The following is a 19,456-nucleotide window of genomic DNA, read 5'->3' as shown; positions in this document are numbered from 1 at the left end:
GCTGCTGCAGCAGGATCAGCAGCTGACGGCGGCCGATGCCACAGAAGCCGTGGCCGGTGGAGACGGTCTTGACGCCGTCGTGGATCACTGCGATGTCGTCCCAGTAGGCGAAGTGCTGACGTATGCGCGCAGCGCTCTCGGCATCGTTGGCGGCCAGGTTGTCCAGCGTCTCGTCGGAAAGCACCACGCCCCAGCCGAACGTGTCTTCGGGCCGGTTGCGCTCGATCACCACGACCTCATGGCCGGGGTCGCGGCGCTTCATGCTGATGGCGAAGTAGAGCCCGGCTGGGCCTCCGCCGAGGCAGGCGATTCTCATTATTCTCTCCAGCGTATATTGCCTGAAATATTTAAGCTTAAAGATTTTATGCGCTTCATAACCTTGGTACAGGCCTTGGGTCGCTCCCTCGGTTTTTAGCGAAGAATCGGCGTCTAGAGCTGCTTCACGGCGATGCGTGAAGTCCCGGCTTCTAAATTCGTCTCGGGCTTCCATTCCCCGATGCTGCGCTGCAGGGCTTCGCCCTTCTCGTCTGCGAGAGCAGCGTCGCGGAACTGGCGTAGGCGAGTGGCGGCATCGGGTTCTTCACCAAAGCGTTCGAAAGCCAGCATCACGGAATTGAAACTGGCGAGGCCGCGCTGGTGGGTGTCGCCATAACCTTTAACCAATCCCTGGGCCTTGATGACTTCCAAGGCGACATCGGGGGAGATACCGAACGCGCGATCGACAGCGGTCAGCCAGGCCTCGATGCGCTGCCATTCATCACGATAGCGCAGGGTTCGCCTGCGCCAGCGCCGCAGGCTCGCCACGCTTAATAGCAGCAAAAACCCCCTCAGTCGCTGAGGGCTGATGCGTCGTCCGCGCTGGGTCAGTTTTGCAAGGGGTCGGCGAACCCAGTCGGTACGCATTACCCAGCGACTGAGGCCCGCCGGCAGGGTGTCGCAGATCTCCTCGACGCGTGGATGCATGAATTCAGCGGTGTAAACGATCTGCTCAGGCTCGGCCTTGACCTCGTTGCGCACTCGATCCTGGCGGCTTCGACGGATCTTCAGGTCCGCCACGCGAATGGTATCTTCGTAGCTCATCCACAGTGCTAGATGGCGGGCTAGCTCACGCATGCAGCTGTGATCGGTGTCTGATTTCTGGAGGCGAGCCTGGCGTTGTTGTAGTAGCGCCAGATAGTCGCGAGCGTAAGTAAGATCCTGATAGTCGATCAGGCGCAGAACGCCTTCGTAAACTACCTGCCGCACCGGCTCGGGAAACTGGCTGTCAATCACGGTAAGCATGGCGTCGAGTTCCGATTCGCCTGCCTTGGGGAACGCCTCGGTTTCCCTTGGCGAGGTGTTGCTCGATCCGGAAGTGGGATCGACTCCTTGCGCCTGCTGGTAGCTTTCATCGAAGGCGCGGAGGCTCGCAACGACGCCAATGCCGCCGTCGCGTATCGCTTGTTCGAACGCTTCGCGTGGGAAGGGCAGCGTCTGGCTGCCGGCCAGGGCGCCGAAAAGCACGGCGCTAATCACGCTGCCCTGGCGACGCGCAGTGGCTTCCATGTCGAACTCGATGAAGCGCAGCGCATGCTGTCGAAGCTGGTCGCGGATCGGTTCAGGATCGAGAATGCCGTTGCCCATAGCGCTCTTCTCGGTGATACCGTAGACCCGGTGGCTCGAGGCGATCACCGTAGAGCGGTCCGGTGTCACCAGTCCGCGCTCCAGGGCACGACCGGCCTCCATGAATTCGGCGGCCAGTACGATATCGACATCGCCCGGAGAGGGCATCAGTGCGAGTACGGGATCCTGGCCGGCGCGCTCCGCTTCTGCTTCGGGAAAGAGTTCGAGGTAGTAAATGGTGGCCCCGGTGCGCTGGGCGACACCGGGCACCGAAGTGGCTTGGGCCAGATAGCCGTTGCTCTCAGCCAGGTGGACAATCCAATCAGAGAGCACGCCACCGCCCTGGCCGCCCATGGCCATGATGGCCAGTGTGATCGGTCGTGTGGCTGTGGTCACGTCAGGCATGGGTCTCTCCGGAAAAATGAGCGGATGGAGGTAGCTGGGCCAAGCGTTTCTCATGCCATGCCTGCAGGCGCTGGATAATGCCTTGACGCCAGCGATGCTTAAGGCGGTCCCAGCGATTGGGGTGACTGATGACATCGGCGCGGTAAAAGGAAGGGCAGAGCACAGCGGCATGGGCGGCCTCGCCACATAGGCCACAACCGACACAAGAATTTTCGACCTGGGCGATGGGATGCTCGCGGAGTGGGTCGGGATTGGGCTGTATCGACAGCGAGGAACAGCCGGATATGCGTATGCAGGCGTGATCCCCAGTACAGGTGTCGCTGTCGACGCCAAAGCGCTGGCGAACGGTGCGCTTGCCCTCCTTGAGAGCCTGGCGCACCTTGGGTTTTTCGCGCCGCTGCAGATTCAGCATGCACTCCGACTGAGCGATGATCACTTTTGGCCCCTTGGCCTTGGTGGTCAGCGCCTCCGTGAGTGTTTCCTTCATGCGCTGCACATCGTAGGTTCGATCGATGACTCGCACCCACTTTACTCCTACCCCTTTTACCGCCTGCTCGATCGGAATGTTGGTGTGTCGGATGGGGTTCTCGGCACGCGAGGAGGGGAGGTCTTGCCCACCGGTGGCAGCCGAGTAGAAGTTATCTACGATCAGCAACACGTCATCGTCGCCGTTATAGACGGCGTTGGCGACGCCGTTGGTCAGGCCGTTATGCCAGAAGCCGCCATCGCCCATCACGCTGATGGCGCGTCCACCCTTGGAGCCGTGGAAGGCCGAGGCTGCGGAGGCGCCCAGTCCATAGCCCATGGTGGTATTCCCGATATTGAAAGGCGGCAGTATCGAGAACAGGTGGCAGCCGATATCGCAGCTGACGTGACGCGGCCCCAGTTCGTGCTCGACGAGCTTCATGGCGGTGAAGATGGGCCGTTCGGGGCAGCCGGTGCAGAACCCGGGCGGGCGAGGTGGCAGAGTGGGCGTCGCTTGGTCTGGAAGGGGAGCTGCCTCGTTGTGTGATAGCAGCTCGGGTGCAGAGGCGGCAAGAAAGCCACGCAAGCCTTCGAGCATGACTTTGCCGGAATATTCGCCTGCTTTGGGTAATACATCCTTGCCATGCAGGCGGGTGTCAATGTCAGCACGACGTAATATGCTGGCCAGCGCCTGCTCCAAATAGTCGGGCTGACCCTCTTCGATCATTAGCACGGCACGCTTGTCGGCGCAGAAGGAGGCCAGATCACTATCTACCAGCGGGTAAGTAACGTTAAGCACATGCAGGGGGATGCGGCTATTACCAAAGGTGTCGGCCAAGCCCAGGCGCTCGAGCCCCCGGATGACGCTGTTGTAGAGTCCACCCTGCAAAATCAGGCCAATCTCGGCATACTCGCCGGGGAAGGTCTCGTTGAGGCCGTGCTCTTGGATGAACTTGACGGCAGCCGGCCAGCGCGTGTTGACCTTTTCGTGTTCGTGTTGAAAGCTGGCCGGAGGCAGCACGATGCGGCTGGTGTCGCGAACTGGGTTGGCCAAGGCCTCGTCAATAGTAAAGCGGGGGGATTGGTTATCCTGAGTCTGGAAGCGTCCGTGCACGTGACAGGCGCGAATTCGCAACTCCAGCATAACCGGGGTATTACTGGCTTCCGACAGCTCAAAGCCCATCTCCACCGCCTTGACGATGGAGGGCAAATTGGGCCGTGGATCAAGCAACCAGATCTGGCTCTTCATGGCAAAGGCATGGGTACGCTCCTGCATGATGCTCGAGCCATCGCCATAATCCTCCCCGACGATAATCAACGCACCGCCGGTCACACCACCCGAGGCCAGATTGGCTAGTGCATCGGAGGCGACATTGGTGCCTACAGTGGACTTCCACGCCACGGCACCCCGTAGGGGATAGTTGACCGACGCGGCCAGCATAGCCGCGGCGGCGGCTTCGCTGGCGTTGTTCTCGAAATGCACGCCGAGCTCTTCGAGAATGGGCTGGGCGTCGTGGAGTACGTCCATCAGGTGAGAGATCGGCGCGCCCTGGTAGCCGCCGACATAGGCTACCCCCGACTGCAGGAGTGCCTTAGTGACGGCAAGAATGCCCTCGCCCTGGAAGGTATCGCCTTCGCCGAGGCGCAGCTTCTTGGTTTCCTCAACAAACGTTCTTTCAGCCATTACGGTGTCCTCGTCGCTTGGAGCCCCTGGCCCTCGGCGTAGGTAATATCCAGGGCTCAGTTCATCAGGCTTGGCAGGCCGGTGGCGAGCCAAGGCAGCGCCACGACTAGCGCGAGTATCAGCATCTGCAAGAGAAGAAAGGGAACTGCGGCCTGGTAGACCTGGGTCAGGCGGATGCCTGGCGGTGCAACGCCCTGCATCACAATGAGCAACAGCCCGAAGGGCGGGGTCAGGAAGCTGATCTCCATGGCGACCAGAAACAGCACGCCTATCCAGATTGGGTCAATACCCAGGCTCGCGACGAGCGGCATGAAAAAGGGCAGGGTAATCATGATCATGCTGATCTGGTCGGCGAAACAGCCCAGTACCAGCAGCACCAGCAGCATGCCTAGGACGACCATCAGCGGGGTCAGTTCCCAGCCTGTTATCACTTTCAGCAGCCCGTTGGTGGCACCGGAGAAAGAGAGCAACTGGGAGAATGTGGTGGAGGCCACTAGAACGAACAGGATCATGACCGAGACCTTAGCTGTCTCCATAAGCGACTTGCTCAGTGCTTCCATGGACAGACAGCGATAGCACAGGGCGGCGAGAGTGGCCGCGACGGCGCCGAAGGCGGCGGATTCCGTAGGCTCGGCCCAGCCGGCCAGCAGGCTACCCACCACGGCCACAAAGATACCGCTCAAAGGAAGCACATAGACGCAGAAGGGCCGCCAGCGCTGCCAAGTAGAGAGGCTCACATCGCCGTCATCCGCCGGCGCAAGGTCGGGATTACGTGAGCAGCGAATCATCACGTACATAAGTACGGCAACACCCATGAGGATGCCCGGTATGATGCCGCCGATCAGCAGCTCACCGATAGAGATACCGGCCAGGCTGCCTAGAGTAACTGCCAGCGCCGAAGGTGGGATCAGCATGGCTATGCCACCCACCGCCATGATTGGTCCCATGGCGATGGAGGGGTGGTAGCCCCGCTTGAGCATATCCGGAAGCAGCGAGCTTCCCATCATGGCGGTATTGGCGATGCTTGACCCGGATAAAGTGGCGAATGCGGTACCGCCCAGTACCGAAACGATGCTCAGTCGGCCGGGAATGCGCTTTATCAACCGCTCAATGGCGGTGATAGCCTTGTAAGCGAGGCCTGTATGGAACAGTACCTCGCCCATAAGCACGAAAAGGGGGATCGGAATCAACGAAAAACTGGTGATGGCCTCAGCGCTATTGCGTGCCATCTGCATGATGCCCACCTCGCCGCCCATGAAGACATAGGCGCCGATGAGATTGATCGCGATAAAGGCGAACACCACCGGCAAGCCTAGGGCCATGAGAAAGATAAGGCCACCCACCAGCAGCAGTAGTGCTGATTGCCACTCCATATCAACTCTCCCGTGGCAGAGTGAGGCGCCAAAGGCGGCGCAAGAACTCGAGGGTCAACAAGGCGAAGCAGGAGATAGGCAGGATGAACGTCCACCACTCCGGAAAGACGAAAGATTTGTAGACCATCGAGCCCCGGCTCAGATAATCGCTCCCGGCGGCCAGAAGATAATAGCCAAAGCATAGGCAGACCACGGCACCGAGCAGGTTTATGCCCATTTCAAGGTATCTTCGGTATGCCATTGGCAGCGCTTGCAGCAGGAGGTCAACCCTTACGTGGGCACCGTGATAGAGCACCCAAGGGGCTGCCAGGAAGGTGGCAGCAGCAATGGCGTATTCGCTGCCTTCCACCGTGCCGTAGATCGAGCCGAACCCCAAGTTGCGGCTCAAGACATTGAGCACGATGACAATCGCCACGATACCGATGATGCTACCTGCGGCCAGGCCGCAGGCTTGCATGACATAGTGGTACGCCTTCTGCAAAGGGGAACGTGCCGATGTCTTGTTGACAAGAGCTGTGTCATTCACTGTCCAGAATCTCTCTCAGACGCTCGGCATTAGCGGCATGCTCCTGAGCCAGTCGCTCCCACTGGACTTCGTAGGCCATTTCAAGATAACGCTCGCGCTCCTCGCCTTCGAACTCGATGGTCTCGATGCCGGCTTCTGCCTGGCGACGTTCCTCCTCGGCATTGATCTCTTCGTTGAGAGCATTTTGCTCTTCCAGCCAGATCGCCTTCTCGGTGAGATAGTCACGCTGTTCTTCGGTCAGGTTGTTCCAAGTGTCTTGGTTTACCAGTACGCCAACTTCCACGTGGTAAAAACCGGGATCGACACGGTAGCGGGTGTGCTCCTGCCAGCCGAGGTCGAAGATACCTTGAATCGGCCAGCCATAGCCGTCCACAGTGCCCCGTTCCAGCGCGGTATAGACCTCTCCGGGCGGGGTCTGGGCGGCTTCACCGCCCATTTTTTCCACGAAAGCGCGATACACTGGCGTAATGCGCATGCGCAAGCCGTTGAGTTCGGGGCTGCTAATCGGCTCGTTGAGGTACAGGTGGTAGCGATTGCCGTAGTTGGTATAGGCCAGATAATGCACGTTCATCTGCTCGCGCCACATCTCCTGCAACTGCTCGAAGCGGCCCGTTTCGCGTAGCTCTTCGGGTGAATAGCGCGTCAAGTTGAGTGCATGGGCGGCCGGTAGTGAACTGGTATAAAACGCCGAGGTGACGAATGCCATGTCGACCACACCGTTGCTTACCGCATTGCCTACTTGGAAAGGGGACATGGTTTCGGGGCCACCGATGAAATCGACATTGACCGGTGCGTCTGCATCGCCCTCGATCTCTTCGAGGAACATTTCGAAAGTATGCGGAATGGCCGTGCCGGAAGTGAAAGCACTGACGGTCCGCAGTGTAGCTACATCGGCCGCGGCCTGACTAACCAGGCCTAAGGAGACAAGACCAGCGCCGAGAGCAACTGTCCAGTGGGAGTTGAGGCTCATGATGCTTCTCCGTTGTTTTTGTCGGGGAGTCAGAAATAAAACGTCAGGGTTGTTCGGGAGTTCCTATCGCAACAGGGCGTACTGGGGCTTGGGCCGCTCCTTCGGTCAGGGTGGGAAGAATCATGGTGCAGGAGGTCCACACCTGATCACTCGCCAGTTCGGAGAGTCTCGTGTTCTGTATCTGATAAATGCCTGATTGGGTCAGGTTGTGATGATGAATGGCAAAGGGCAATCCATCCGGAACGCCCTCGGGAATTGCCTCTCCAGTCAGCATGCCCTCGGGAGCAGGGTCAGTGAAAGGGTTGTCCAATGCGACCAACACAATAGCCTGTTCCTTCAGCCACTCTACTGTGTCATAAGCCAGGCCCGGCCCTTGGGAGTAGTAGCGATCATCCCCGTTTTCCCATAAAGAGCCCCAACCTGTATGGACATAGAGCACGTCGCCTGGTTGAAGGCCACGCTGTTCAAGTCCTTGGGCCTTGATCATTCCCTCAAGGTCCGCGCGGGTAATCAAGATGCCTGCAGACAATGGTTCACCCTCGTTGAGGTATGCCGCTGCATCGAGCAGTACAGCCGAAGTGACAATAGGCGGGATATTTTCGATGCCAAGCCGCTCAAGAGGGGCATCGGCTGAGGGTTTGACTTCGTTATGAGCAAAGCCACCATAGTAGCGCAACGACTCGGCAGGAAAATCGCGCTCTCCGTTCCAAGTCTCTGGTAGATGAGCGAAATGGCCGAGCCCATCAATCTGGGTTCCTTGCCCGCCGACATTTCCGTTGATCGATTCGGTATTGAAGCCGTGCCGTGTTCCGGGAATGCCGCTTGGAGGGTCGAAACGATGGCTCTCGGGCTCGGCGAAGGGCGACTGAGGCATGGATGAAGAGCGAGGGTAGGAAAGTTCGTAAGCACGTGCAGTAGGCTGGTTCAAATGGAACGCGCACCTCTGCCAAGTGCCTGGTCCCTGAGTATTAGCCATACCGGCTTCGTCAGCGTCACCCCAAGGGGGCAACGGGACTTGCTGGCGACTGGTGACCAGGTGCGCCTGCTGGGTAGTAGACGTAGCCGCGCTTGCTGTAGCAGCAATCAGTGCCACCGCGCATGACATGGCGGGTAGGCTTATCAAGCGGGGTATCATTGTCATTATCCCTTGCTTGTTGATTTCGTTGCCTTTTTACAGCCGAGCGTCGATACGTCGGCTTCGGCTCTACCCCCAGCCTAGAAAGAAACCCGAAATAGTTCAAGGTTAAAGTTTCAAGCTTGAAGATTTTCTGTGTTAACGAAATCTTACACTCTCAGAGGGTAGCGAAGGTGAAGGGCGGGTAAGGTCGAGCAGGAATAACCACCAGCTACCCGACTGACCCGCTGAGAGCAGGGATCTTACACGTGGAGGTAGGCATCGATAGGTAGCGAACTTCGAAGGCCTGGCGTGCTCGATGAGTCAACCCCAAGCGGTCGCCCACCCAGCCTCAGCCGAAATCCAGGCGGACGTAGGCGGTTTCGTACAGTTGCTCAATAAGAGGCCTGAATCTGAGCTGGGGGATACCTACCCTGTCTTTGACTTCGATATTGGCGAATTTGCTCGCTTTGTATGAGCTCAAGGTTAAGTGCAGGGTGTCACTTCGGTTCAATGGGTTACACGCATCGTCATGAGCCTAGGAATGTGCAATATGCTTGGTTTTATTGTATAACAGTATGACCATTTCCCAGACGATGCGTGTTTCCGATCGATGAGGATATATGAGTACCCATAAGCTTCGTACGGTTTCCGTCGTGGAAGCCGTCGCTGAACAACTCAGCGAAGATATCTTCAATGGTATATATCGCCCAGGGGACGTGCTGACCGAAACGCAGCTCTCTGAACGGTTCGACGTACCGCGGCAGACCATCCGATCGGCTATCGTCATGCTGCTGCATGACGGGATCCTGCGCCGGGAACGCAATAAAAGCGTATACGTGCCGCTATTCTCAGAAGACGACATTCGCGATCTCTTCGCGGTGCGCCGCTTGGTTGAGATGGAAACGGCTCGGATCCTCTGTTCTCGTGGCATCCTCCCGGAAGGGGCCGAAAATGCCGTTCGCTCTATGGAACGCTTAAGTGATGAAAACAGCTGCGACGAGCTGTTAAAGTATGATTATCAGTTTCACCAAGCACTTATCGAAGCCACCGGCAGCACACGCCTGCAAAAGTTCTATCGCAGCATTTCTTCGGAAATGCGACTGGCGCTGACCTACTTCCGATCCGGTGACTTTTCCCCCAGCCAGATGGCTCGTGAGCACCGAGAATTTCTGGATGCGATTCGATCTGGGGATTCCTCGGCAGCGGTCAAGGCTTGCCAAATCCATATTGAAGAATCCGAAACATTCGTCAACCAGACGATACATGCCCAGCGTGAGCGCATGAACCCAGGCCGAATGGCAGCGTCTATGCCGGACGAAGCGGATTTATGAAAGTCGCCGTCATCGGCTTAGGGGCCGTAGGCGCTCAGGTCCTCTGGCAGCTGAGTCGACACAAGCATCTTGAGGTACAAGGGTTTGACACGGCATATCCGGGACACTCGATGGCGGGCGCTGGGGGAGGTAGCCGTCTCTTCTGGAACCTGGAGTTCGCTGAGCTGGCTTACACGCCTCTGATTCGGCGAGCTGAAACGGCGTGGCGTGAGCTGGAATCAGTCAGTAGTAGGGTGCTACGCGACCGCACCGGCGTATTGGTTTATGGCGAGGAGGGCGACGCACAGCTCGAATGCGCTATGCAATCGGCCGGCCTAGTTGGCTCTCCCATCGAGATGCTAGGCGTCGCGGAACTGAGGAAGCGATTTCCACAATTTCTTTTCCCAGAACGGTCGTTGGGCCTTTGGGACCAGGAAGGCGCCGTGATCCGGCCAGAACGAACGGTTGCCGTGGCAGGCGAACTCGCAAGACACAACGGTGCGACCATTCATGAATTCACCCCAGTGCACTCAATTGAACCATCCGGTACCCGCGTCAAGTTGACTTCACCTCAGGGGGTACAGACGTTTGATCAAGTGGTTGTGGCATGTGGGGGGTGGACGACAAAACTCCTTCCTCATATTCGGGATGAGGTAGTGGTCAGACGACTGACGTCGATGTGGTTTAACGGTAACGAAGACGGCTATCTCACGCATTTTCCGCCTTTTCTGCGAACGGCCCCTAGCTACTGTTATGGCATCCCGAGTCACGATTCTCGTACAGTCAAACTAGGGCTCGGTTTTAACGATCACTATGTAACGGGGGATGCTGACAGGTTGCCTCGGCACCTTACAGGAAACCCCCTCGAGCGGCAGCTGGATAAATTCGAGTGGATACGGCAAGAGATGCTGCCCGGCCTGGCCCGTCGGCCTTATCGGGTCGAAACATATGTCGAAAGCTATACGCGAACCATGATCGAATATATTCGTCGGCACCCGGAGAGTGACAATATCCTTATCATGACAGGGTTTTCCGGGCACGGATTCCGAGTCGCTCCGGTATTGGGCGAAATCGGATGTCAAATCGTGCTGGAAGGAGAAAGCGACATCGACATTGGTTTCATGGGTCGAGTCGAGCCCGTCTTCTCGATCCTTGACCGTGAGCAGGGCACCACGACCCACAATGCTGTAATGAAAAGTCGCGGGTCGAAGAACTGAATGAGATTAGGCACAGGCCGGGGCGCTGCACCCCGCCCTGTGCCCCATGTATGTCAGCCTGTGCCTACTCGTACAAGTGGCTGGTACCGGCCGAGTAGCTATCGAAGCGAACGAAGTTGTCACCCGAGCCAGTTGGGTAGCAGCATCGTGATCTGTGGTACGTAGGCAATGATGAACAGGATAGTGATCAGCACGGCAACGAAGGGAAGGGCTGAGATGCTCACTCTTTCGATCGACAGGCCGCTGATCGCACTCGCCACATTGAGATTGTCGCCTACAGGAGGCGTGGCGAAGCCAATCATCGAGGCAAGAATCATGACAATACCGAAATGCACCGGATCCATTCCCATGGCGGTGACCACTGGTACGAGTATCGGCGCTAACAGAATGATCCCCGCAATCGTTTCCATGAACATGCCGAAGAACAGCAATAGGAGCACGATCACAGCAAGGATGACCCAGAACGGTACGGGCAGGCCGCTGAGAAAAGAAGCAATCAGAGTTGGGATGCGCTCAAGCGTCAGTATTCGGGCATAGGTGGATGCCGTGGCGATGATGATAAGTATCATGCCGGAGATGAGATAGGTCGTCTTCAGCATCATGGGAATCTGTGTGAGTTTGGTCTCACGATACATGATCGCCAAGAGCAGACTGTACGCCACGGCGATACCGGACGCCTCGGTGGGGGTAAAAACCCCGCCATAGATCCCGCCAAGTACCACGATAGGCATCAGAAGTGTCCATTTGGCGCGCCACACCGCCCCCCATCGCTCGTTCCAGCTAGCTTTGGGAGTATCGGTACCGTAGCCATGCTTCTTGGAAAGATAGCGGCTGACGAGGTATAGCATGAAAACGATGACTAGGCCGGGTACGAGGCCAGCCAGGAAAAGATCGCCGATCGATGTATTGGTAGTGATTCCGTAGATGATGAGCGGGATACTCGGGGGGATCACGATCCCGACGCCACCGGCCGTTGCCAATACACCAGCACTGAAACCACGTCCATAACCCTCACGGATCATGGCGGGAATCATAATACCGCCAATCGCCGCGACGGTGGCAGGGCCGGAGCCGCTCAGCATGGCGAATATCGCTGTACCCAACAATGTCACGGCAGGAAGCCCTCCCGTGATATGCCCAACGAATGCTTTCGCTACATCGATCAATCGCTTGGAAAGCCCGCCATACTCCATGATGACCCCTGACAGCACGAACAAGGGCACTGCAAGCAGTGAATACGAGTCCACTGCGCCGAACATCGTTTGGGTGAGATAGCTGATGGGGACCACGCCGGTCATGATCACGGACAGGGCGGAGGATATACCAAGCGCGAATGCGACCGGCATGCCAAATAGCAGAAGAATCACGAAGCTCAGGAAGAGAACCGTAATGCCCATGGTTAGTCCACCTCACTCTGCGACGAAGGGATGGGAGCGAGGGGATTCTTGATGATATCGATGATGGCTCTGATCGTGTGCTGTAGCACGCGAAACGACATCAGGGAGAGTCCGAGGGGTAGCCCGATATACACAAGATACATGGGGATCTGCGAGCCGGGTGCAAGCTGACCGGTAATGATCTGGCGGCGCACCATCTCAAAAGAAAGGTTCAACATGAACAGAAGGAAACCAAGCCACAGCAGAAATATTACAAGGCTTATGAGGCGCTGCGCTAGAGGTACACGCTTTCCTAGCATATCGACCAGCACATTGAATTTGACATGCCGCTGGTATTTTACCGCATAGCTACCACTGATATAGACGAACCAGACGAGAGCATACCGGGCCATTTCCTCCGTCCAGGCGAGAGGGCTATTGAAGATGTAACGCATCACCACCTGAAATACGACGAGGCTCGCGAATATGGTCAAGGCTACCGTAGCGAGATAGGTTTCCACGTGCTCATCCAAATGCTCGTACACGCCCTTGAGCATGGGTGTATCTCCCCTATGGCACTCTTATAGAAGACCTCTCTGCCTGAGATTCCTCAGGCAGAGACATGCCCAGCTAGGTTACTGAATGGCTTCCAGGAAGGTGGTGTTGCCTGCGGCTTCGAGCACAGCCTTGAGCCGCTCGGTATCGACAGTGGAGGCGTGTTCCTCGTAGAAGGCGATGGCCGAATCGATCCATTGCTGGCGTTCTTCGTCACTTAGTTCGGTCACTGTGCCGCCTTCTTCCTCGATTTTTGCGCGGATCTCGTCGCTGACTTCCTGCTTGAGGGACCGGATCTTGGCAATCGCTTCGTCTGCTGCATCCCGGATGATCTGTTGATCTTCGTCAGACAGCCTTTCGAAGAAATCCTTGCTGATAAGAATGACTTCGGGATCATAGATGTGCCGGGTCTCGGTCAGGTGATTCGCCGGCTCCGTGAGTTTTGCCGAATAGAGTAATTCATAAGGGTTTTCGACACCTTCCACCACGCCCTGCTGGAGGGAGGTGAAGACTTCAGGAAAGGGTAGGGGAGTGGGCGCAGCTCCTATGCTTTCCCAGTAGGCAATATGCTTGGGTACCTGCATTGTGCGCAGCTTGACGCCTTCCATTTCGTCGGGTGTGGTGACGGTTTGATCCACCATGGCGAGGTTGCGGAACCCATTCTCGCCCCACCCAAGCCCGATCAGGCCGCTATCCTCGAGACCAGCAAGCATCTCGTCTCCGAGTTCGCTATCGAGTACCTTGTGCGCTGTCTCGGCATCTTCAAAAATAAAAGGAAAATCAAAAACTTCGAGTGACTTGTCGAAATTGGCTAGAACACCTACCGAAGGTGCCGTCATCTCGATATCGCCAAACTGTGTCGCCTCGACCATTTCCCGCTCGCCACCGAGCTGGCTGTCGGGGTACACCTCGACCTTGATGCGTCCATCCGTACGCTCCGAGACGAGTTCAGCGAATAAATCGTACCCCTGGTTCTGTGTATCGCCGGACGAGATGACGTTCCCAAACTTGATGGTGTGGCTATCACCTTGGGCGTAAGCGTTACCATTTTCACCGCCGGCCCAAGCGGTCAGGCCAAGTGCAGCGACGGTGCCGGCAGCGAAGAGACTCGTCTTTCGAATCATTGCAGTACTCCTGTTTATTGGCTGTTTGTCCTGGAGCATTGGGTGCTGGTGGCGCTTGACAGAACTCTGGCTGACTGAGCCTGTAGCCCAACACTGTCTTACAATATCACAACTTCACTGTAGAGCAATGTACGCTGGAATGCGATAAGGAAGCGCTAGGTAGCCAATGTGATGATGTGATGCGCCTTTTGTTCGGGTGCCTTTTCCTCTACGGCTGGGGGTAGTTCTACGGGAGGCGAAGCGAATAAAGGGAAACCAACATTCTTGGTTTATCAGGTTAATTCATCAGGTGAAGGCCGAGGCTAGGGTTCTTCATGAGAAGGCGGAGCCTAGGGCGGACAAGCAGGCGAGGCATGGTAGGGCAATGTCCTTACCATGCGCCGCCTGACAGTGGCAGGCTTACCCAGGTTGCTGCAAAGGGAGGGTAGCTTTCAGGTAGACTCGCGCCTGGCGATGTTGTAATAGCGTACCTCCTGGTACTCCTCCAGGCCCTCATGGCTTCCCTCGCGACCGAGCCCCGACTGTTTCATGCCTCCGAATGGTGCGGCAGCGTTCGAGGGTACGCCGTTGTTGATACCGACCAGACCGGTCTCCAGCGCATCAGCCACGTTGAGTGCGCGATCGAGGTTTTCGGTGAAGACATAGCTGGCTAGGCCGAACGGTGTATCGTTGGCTCGCTGTAGCACTTCCTCCTGGGTAGAGAAGCGAGAAATGGCGGCGATCGGTCCAAAGATTTCGGTATTGGCGATTTCCGCCTCAGTTGGAACCCGATCGAGGACCGTCCCTTCGAAGAAGTACCCAGCACCCTCGGGAGTACGGCCGCCGGTTCTCAGCTCGGCACCGTGAGCCACAGCGTCATCGACCAGATGCTGGAACTTGTTGACTGCGGCTCGGTTGATGGCCGGCCCCAGACCCACTCCTTCGGCAATCGAGTTGCCAAGCACGACTTGAGACATCTTTTCACTCAGCGCCTCGACAAAGGCATCGGCTATCCCCTCCTGGACATAGATTCGGTTCGCCGCGACGCAGGATTGTCCGCCATTGCGAAGTTTTGCCAGCATGGTGCCTTCAACTGCGCGCTCAAGGTCGGCGTCGTCGAAAACGAGCAGCGGTGCGTTGCCGCCAAGCTCCATCGAGCTTTTTACGATGTTCTTCGCGGCGAGGCCCATCAGAGTACTGCCGACGGAAGTCGAGCCGGTGAAGGAGATTTTTCGTACACGGGGGTCCGCGAGTACTGCCTCGCTGAAGGCAGACGACTGTGTTGTCGTGACCACACGCATCAGTTCCTTAGGTACCCCGGCTTCGACCAGCAGCTCTACCGTCAGCAGCGTGGTTAGCGGGGTGAGCCCCGCCGGCTTAATCACCGATGCGCAGCCCGCCGCGATGGCAGGAGCAATCTTGCGGGTGATCATGGCCATCGGGAAATTCCAGGGAGCGATGAGCAGCGACAGACCTATCGGTACTCGCTTCGTCAAAATCGTCGAACCACCAACCGGATTCTCACGGTAACCGCCGGCCGGGCGAAGCAATTCTTCCGCATACCACCTGACATAGTCGGCGGCATACTGTACTTCCCCCTGAGCCTCAGCGAATGTCTTTCCCATCTCGCGAGAGATGACAAAGGCGAGACGCTCCTTGTTCGCGATGAGCAGGGTGTAGGCGTTATGCAACGTATCGGAGCGGTGACGCGGCGTGGTTTTTGCCCAGGCACGCCCGGCTTCATCGGCAATCGCGACTTCGGCAATTGCTTCTTCCGGTGACAGGCTCTTTAGGGTGGCAATACGTTCCTCGGTGGAGGGGTCGAGTACTGCGAATTCCTTTTCGCCCGGCTCATGATTCGTGTAACCCGGAAGGCTTCGGAGCGCCTCTTCTGAGGCCGCGAGACGCTCAGCGGAGGGTTTGGGAAATGTCATAGTAGTGTTCTCCTGGCAACCAATTATGCCGTCACTTGGGGCGTGCCCGCTTTGAGTGAGTCGAGTACGGTGCCAACCGCACGCACTAGGCCGCGCAGTTCCTGATCGGTCAGGATGAAGGGAGGGCTGATCTGCACGGTATTGCCGCGTAGTGGCCGGGTAATGAAGCCATGCTCGATTATTTTGTCCGTTACGAACTCGGCGTTGACCTTGTCTGAAAGCTCGATACCTCCCAAGAAGCCCCCCACGCGAGTTGTCTTCACAAGTTCGTGGGACTCGAGTGCTTTCAGCTCAGCAGTGAGCACTTCCTCAAGTGCTGCCGAACGGGCAATCAGGTTTTCACGCTCGAGTATTTCCATGTTCTTCAGCGCAAGGGCTGCTGTGACCGGGTGTCCTGAGTAGGTCGTACCGTGGCGGTAGGTGGGCGAGTCCGCCCCGTTCTCGAAGAAAGGGCGCCATACGCGAGGGGCGACGAGGATGCCGCCAAGTGCGGCATAGCCTGAAGTTACCCCCTTCGCGAAAGTGACGATATCTGGCCGCAGCTGGTAGCGGGTCGAAGCGAACATCTCACCGGTGCGACCGAAACCGGTGATCACCTCATCGGCGATAAACAGAATGTCGTTCTCGTGACAGAGTCGCTGTATCTCCTTGAAGTAGCCTGGCTGGGGAGGGTGGACGCCGCCTGTGCCCATCACGGGTTCGGCGATATAGGCCGCGATATTTTCCGCCCCGATGCGCTCGATCGCGTCAGCAAAGGCGCCTGCGTCGTGTTTTTCGATGCGCTCCGTGCCGTCAACGAGAGAGTCGGTTCCGTAGCCCTCACGGTTGAAGTCGAGTCCGGCGACGCTGGTGCCATACGCATGTAGGCCGTGGTAGGAGTGCTCACGGCTGATGATGACCTTCTTGTTCGCACGGCCGATATGGTTCCAGTAGCGGCGAGCGAGCTTCAGGGCGACATCAATAGAATCCGAGCCACCGCTGTTAAGGATGACCTTGGCGTCGTCAAACGGAGCGATGCTTCGCAGCTTCTCGGAGAGTTCGATGGCACGATCGTTCGTATAGCGGCCAAAGACATGATAGGCCTCGAGTTTCTTCATCTGCTCATAAGCGATCTGGGCCATCTCCTCGCGTCCATGCCCGATGTTCGCGTACCACAGAGAGGCGGTCCCATCGAGTAGCCGGGCGCCGGTATCGGTGGTGAGGTAGGCGCCATCCGCGGACACGATCTTGATCTGTTGACCAATCACTGAGGGCATGTGCGCTTGAGCGCTCCATAAGGCCGGACTCGTCATGTTGGGTACCTTCAGGTTTGAAAGCTTTTTGGATTGTCATACAAAAATGCAGACTGGTTCATTGTAGTTCTGTATGACAGTATGTCTATAACTATGCGGATTTTACTTTCGCTAACTGCAACAGCTGTTTGGTGAGGGCTCGCTAAGAAAATGACGGTTGGATGTACACCGCAGCTAACCGGACAACCTCTGTCTCTTGCTGAATGCACATACATGGCTTTCAGTGCCGACTGCCTTGCCCGCCTAGCTGTTGCTCGGCTGGCAAGGCAGTCGGCACTGGTATGTGCACGAAGGGTTACGCTACGCGGTTATTGTTGGATGGGGACTCAGGTGGGCCTGGCAGTGCTCACTCAGCTGTTATTCCTCACATTGGATAGCGGACCTAAGCCGGGGGAAGGTCAGCATGACTAAAGAAACCTCCCCCAGCCGTGGTCGGCCTTTAGAGAGGCAGAAGGGCACAGGTGATCATTACGTTGAGCCGCTTGAACCCATGGGTGCAGTGGGCTGGGCAGCATCAGAGCATGAGCCTGATGGTCATGCGCAGGGGGATGACATCCCCATTCACAGCACCCCTGCGGGTACCCGCTACGTCAGGATCCGAGACCTGCCCGATGCGATCCAAGACGACTTCATGGGCTATCTGCGCGGCGCAGCCACTCCAGTGGTTGATGATGAGCAGGGTCCGGTTGCGTTCGAGTCAGACTGGCTTGATTGGCGCGACAGGCGTCGGCCAGACCGGATGGCATAGGCTTACGTTGGAATACTAAGTATGTGTGGCCGCTTCGCTTCCTATGACGCCTACCCCAAGCTAGCCCGGCGGCTAGGTGTCGTCGTGGCTGAGGAAGGACCACCGGCTCGCTACAACATTCCGCCGGGCACCTGGATCACCGGGTTCCGGCAGGTCGCCCATGATGCCCAACCTGAGCAGCTCGAACTGTGGTGGGGCTATCGGCCGAAGTGGGCGAAGGGCAAGGCTGCACAGCCGATCAATGCCCGCGTCGAGACGGTGGCCACCAGCGGCTACTTCAAATACGCCTTCGCACGTGCACGTTGTATCGTGCCTGCCGATGGCTGGTTCGAGTGGTTGGTTACCGATACCGGCAAGCAACCACATTACCTTACCCGCACCGACCGTGAGCCGATCGCCAAGGCCGGTATCTACGCTGAGCGGGAGGATGGCTCGCTGGGCTGCGCGATTCTGACCGAGCCGGCGCGTGGCACTGCCGCTGAGGTACATGACCGCATGCCGCTGATTCTTGACGACGCCAGCCTTGAGCCTTGGCTTGATCCGGACCTGACGGATCGAGAGACGATCCGCCACGTGGTGCGCCACCTTGATGGGTCCCTGTTCGAACACTGGCCAGTAAGCCGAGCCGTGAACCGGCCAGGCAACGATGAGGATGCAGGGCTGATCAATCCCGCTTGAGTTCAGCTGCGTGGATATCGAACTCGGTGAAGAGAAATTGGTTCATCGACGTGCTCCAGCCACACAGCAAAAATTCAGATGCTGATTCCCGCAGTATTTCCGAGCCCTTTCCTTGAAGAGCTCAAAAGCAGTTAGCACGTCATCTTCAGTCTTGTGTTGAAAGACCATGATCTTATAGCTGGCGTCGGATTGAAGAAGCTTGGCAAAATCGCGCATCATGCCGCGCTGGGTTCGGTCTGACATTTCGATTTCCATGGCGAGCACGATTTCCTCGAGGTGGCCCTCGTCATCGAACTTTCGCCATACGAAGTCATACAGCCACTCCCCAGCCCCTGTCTTATAGGAAGGGAGGGAGCGATAGCCCAGCGCTTCCCCCTCGTCGCGAAACCTGGCTGTGATGTCTGCATTTTTTTGCGGACTGAGCCATTTTTCCTTTTTCCAGAGGCTCTCATCGCCTGCCTCAAGAGCCTTTGCCCGCTTTATCGCCAGTGCGTTCTCTTGCACTTCCATTAGCCACGCTTTGAACTGTTCCCTCATTCTTCCTTGTTTACCCTGCGTATAGTGTCGGTAGCTCGTCCCAACGCGTTGTCCACCGTGCTGAGCGATGTGCGCAGCGAAGGTGCCAGGCTGCACCTGGGCTAGGCATACCTAGCTTTACGGTATCACGGCCCATGCGTTGATTGAGCGCGTCCATGGCTGACATCAGCTTCGCACTTCGCTGCTGTTCGGCGTCGCTTTGGGGCGTATCTAGCAGCGAGAGCTGTTGGCGGTCGGCGTCGATCAGGTCGAGTAGCATCACGCCACCTTTCTGGTACAGGTAGCCTTTGCGGTAGATCCGCTCCAGCGCATATCCGGCAGTGTGCAGAATCTCGCGGCTGTCAGCCGTGGGGCGGGGTAGTTCGAGCAGCAGGCTCGGCGAGTACTGGTGCAGGTCCTGCCTGAAAGGGTTCGTTTTCAAAAACACCAGCACGGCCTTGGCCAAGCCGTTCTGTCGGCGCAGCTTCTCAGCGCCGCGCTGCCCGTGCTGACGGATAGCTTCGCGGATCTCATTGATGTTTTCTGTGAGCTTGACGAAGCTGCGCCTGGTCATGATGCGCTATC

At 57.4% G+C, this 19,456-nt stretch carries 18 protein-coding genes; 4 read left to right on the top strand and 14 right to left on the bottom strand.

The window, feature by feature from the left end:
• From QPM17_RS22355 to QPM17_RS22325, 7 genes are all read right to left on the bottom strand, one after another.
• Nucleotides 1-316: FAD-dependent oxidoreductase (locus tag QPM17_RS22355; protein ID WP_285393935.1), on the bottom strand; the 316-nt coding region annotated here is incomplete at its 3' end.
• A 113-nt stretch (nucleotides 317-429) separates the two neighbouring features.
• Nucleotides 430-2,007 (bottom strand): indolepyruvate oxidoreductase subunit beta family protein, encoded by a 1,578-nt coding sequence (locus QPM17_RS22350; protein WP_285393934.1) that lies wholly within the window; start codon nucleotides 2,005-2,007, stop codon nucleotides 430-432.
• Nucleotides 2,000-4,156, bottom strand: coding sequence for a thiamine pyrophosphate-dependent enzyme (locus tag QPM17_RS22345; protein ID WP_285393932.1), 2,157 nt, complete (start codon nucleotides 4,154-4,156; stop codon nucleotides 2,000-2,002). Before QPM17_RS22345 ends, QPM17_RS22350 begins: the two co-directional genes overlap by 8 nt.
• A gap of 56 nt (nucleotides 4,157-4,212) precedes the next feature.
• On the bottom strand, nucleotides 4,213-5,529 hold the full coding sequence (locus QPM17_RS22340) for a TRAP transporter large permease (RefSeq protein ID WP_285393931.1): 1,317 nt from the start codon (nucleotides 5,527-5,529) through the stop codon (nucleotides 4,213-4,215).
• 1 nt (nucleotide 5,530) lies between these two features.
• Nucleotides 5,531-6,055: a TRAP transporter small permease gene (locus tag QPM17_RS22335; RefSeq protein WP_285393930.1), complete on the bottom strand. Its 525-nt coding sequence runs from the start codon at nucleotides 6,053-6,055 to the stop codon at nucleotides 5,531-5,533.
• Nucleotides 6,048-7,025 (bottom strand): TRAP transporter substrate-binding protein DctP, encoded by a 978-nt coding sequence (gene dctP / locus QPM17_RS22330; protein ID WP_285393929.1) that lies wholly within the window; start codon nucleotides 7,023-7,025, stop codon nucleotides 6,048-6,050. The genes QPM17_RS22335 and dctP overlap by 8 nt, the downstream gene beginning before the upstream one ends.
• Nucleotides 7,026-7,068: 43 nt before the next feature.
• A complete protein-coding gene (locus tag QPM17_RS22325; protein WP_285393928.1) occupies nucleotides 7,069-8,001 on the bottom strand; it encodes a cyclase family protein in 933 nt (310 codons plus the stop codon).
• A gap of 761 nt (nucleotides 8,002-8,762) precedes the next feature.
• Here QPM17_RS22325 and QPM17_RS22320 point away from each other — a divergent pair.
• Both QPM17_RS22320 and QPM17_RS22315 read left to right on the top strand, forming a co-directional pair.
• Nucleotides 8,763-9,473 (top strand): GntR family transcriptional regulator, encoded by a 711-nt coding sequence (locus QPM17_RS22320; protein WP_285393927.1) that lies wholly within the window; start codon nucleotides 8,763-8,765, stop codon nucleotides 9,471-9,473.
• Nucleotides 9,470-10,669 carry an FAD-dependent oxidoreductase gene (locus QPM17_RS22315; protein ID WP_285393925.1) on the top strand — a complete coding sequence of 400 codons (1,200 nt, stop codon included), beginning with the start codon at nucleotides 9,470-9,472 and terminating at the stop codon, nucleotides 10,667-10,669. Before QPM17_RS22320 ends, QPM17_RS22315 begins: the two co-directional genes overlap by 4 nt.
• A gap of 119 nt (nucleotides 10,670-10,788) precedes the next feature.
• Here QPM17_RS22315 and QPM17_RS22310 read toward each other — a convergent pair whose 3' ends face one another.
• The 5 genes from QPM17_RS22310 to QPM17_RS22290 all read right to left on the bottom strand — a co-directional run bounded on the left by QPM17_RS22310 (nucleotide 10,789) and on the right by QPM17_RS22290 (nucleotide 16,893).
• The gene (locus QPM17_RS22310; RefSeq protein WP_285393924.1) at nucleotides 10,789-12,066 is read right to left on the bottom strand and encodes a TRAP transporter large permease; all 1,278 of its coding nucleotides are present in this window, start codon (nucleotides 12,064-12,066) and stop codon (nucleotides 10,789-10,791) included.
• A 2-nt stretch (nucleotides 12,067-12,068) separates the two neighbouring features.
• Nucleotides 12,069-12,602 carry a TRAP transporter small permease gene (locus tag QPM17_RS22305; protein WP_285393923.1) on the bottom strand — a complete coding sequence of 178 codons (534 nt, stop codon included), beginning with the start codon at nucleotides 12,600-12,602 and terminating at the stop codon, nucleotides 12,069-12,071.
• A 78-nt stretch (nucleotides 12,603-12,680) separates the two neighbouring features.
• The gene (locus QPM17_RS22300) at nucleotides 12,681-13,724 is read right to left on the bottom strand and encodes a TRAP transporter substrate-binding protein (protein WP_285393922.1); all 1,044 of its coding nucleotides are present in this window, start codon (nucleotides 13,722-13,724) and stop codon (nucleotides 12,681-12,683) included.
• Between the two features lie 431 nt (nucleotides 13,725-14,155).
• Nucleotides 14,156-15,637 (bottom strand): NAD-dependent succinate-semialdehyde dehydrogenase, encoded by a 1,482-nt coding sequence (locus tag QPM17_RS22295; RefSeq protein ID WP_285393920.1) that lies wholly within the window; start codon nucleotides 15,635-15,637, stop codon nucleotides 14,156-14,158.
• Nucleotides 15,638-15,660: 23 nt separating this feature from the next.
• A complete protein-coding gene (locus QPM17_RS22290; protein WP_285393919.1) occupies nucleotides 15,661-16,893 on the bottom strand; it encodes an aminotransferase family protein in 1,233 nt (410 codons plus the stop codon).
• Nucleotides 16,894-17,332: 439 nt separating this feature from the next.
• Between QPM17_RS22290 and QPM17_RS22285 the strand changes: the two genes are divergently transcribed.
• A complete protein-coding gene (locus QPM17_RS22285) occupies nucleotides 17,333-17,677 on the top strand; it encodes a hypothetical protein (protein WP_285393918.1) in 345 nt (114 codons plus the stop codon).
• A gap of 21 nt (nucleotides 17,678-17,698) precedes the next feature.
• Nucleotides 17,699-18,355, top strand: coding sequence for an SOS response-associated peptidase (locus tag QPM17_RS22280; RefSeq protein WP_285393917.1), 657 nt, complete (start codon nucleotides 17,699-17,701; stop codon nucleotides 18,353-18,355).
• 42 nt (nucleotides 18,356-18,397) lie between these two features.
• Here QPM17_RS22280 and QPM17_RS22275 read toward each other — a convergent pair whose 3' ends face one another.
• Both QPM17_RS22275 and QPM17_RS22270 read right to left on the bottom strand, forming a co-directional pair.
• Nucleotides 18,398-18,892 (bottom strand): hypothetical protein, encoded by a 495-nt coding sequence (locus QPM17_RS22275; protein WP_285393916.1) that lies wholly within the window; start codon nucleotides 18,890-18,892, stop codon nucleotides 18,398-18,400.
• A 10-nt stretch (nucleotides 18,893-18,902) separates the two neighbouring features.
• Nucleotides 18,903-19,445, bottom strand: coding sequence for a DUF4113 domain-containing protein (locus tag QPM17_RS22270; protein ID WP_285393914.1), 543 nt, complete (start codon nucleotides 19,443-19,445; stop codon nucleotides 18,903-18,905).
• Nucleotides 19,446-19,456: the final 11 nt, after the last annotated feature.

The sequence above is a fragment of the Marinobacter azerbaijanicus genome (genome assembly GCF_030250645.1).
GTDB classification, from domain to species: Bacteria; Pseudomonadota; Gammaproteobacteria; order Pseudomonadales; family Oleiphilaceae; genus Marinobacter; species Marinobacter azerbaijanicus.
This window is presented reverse-complemented; position numbering and strand designations above follow the sequence as displayed.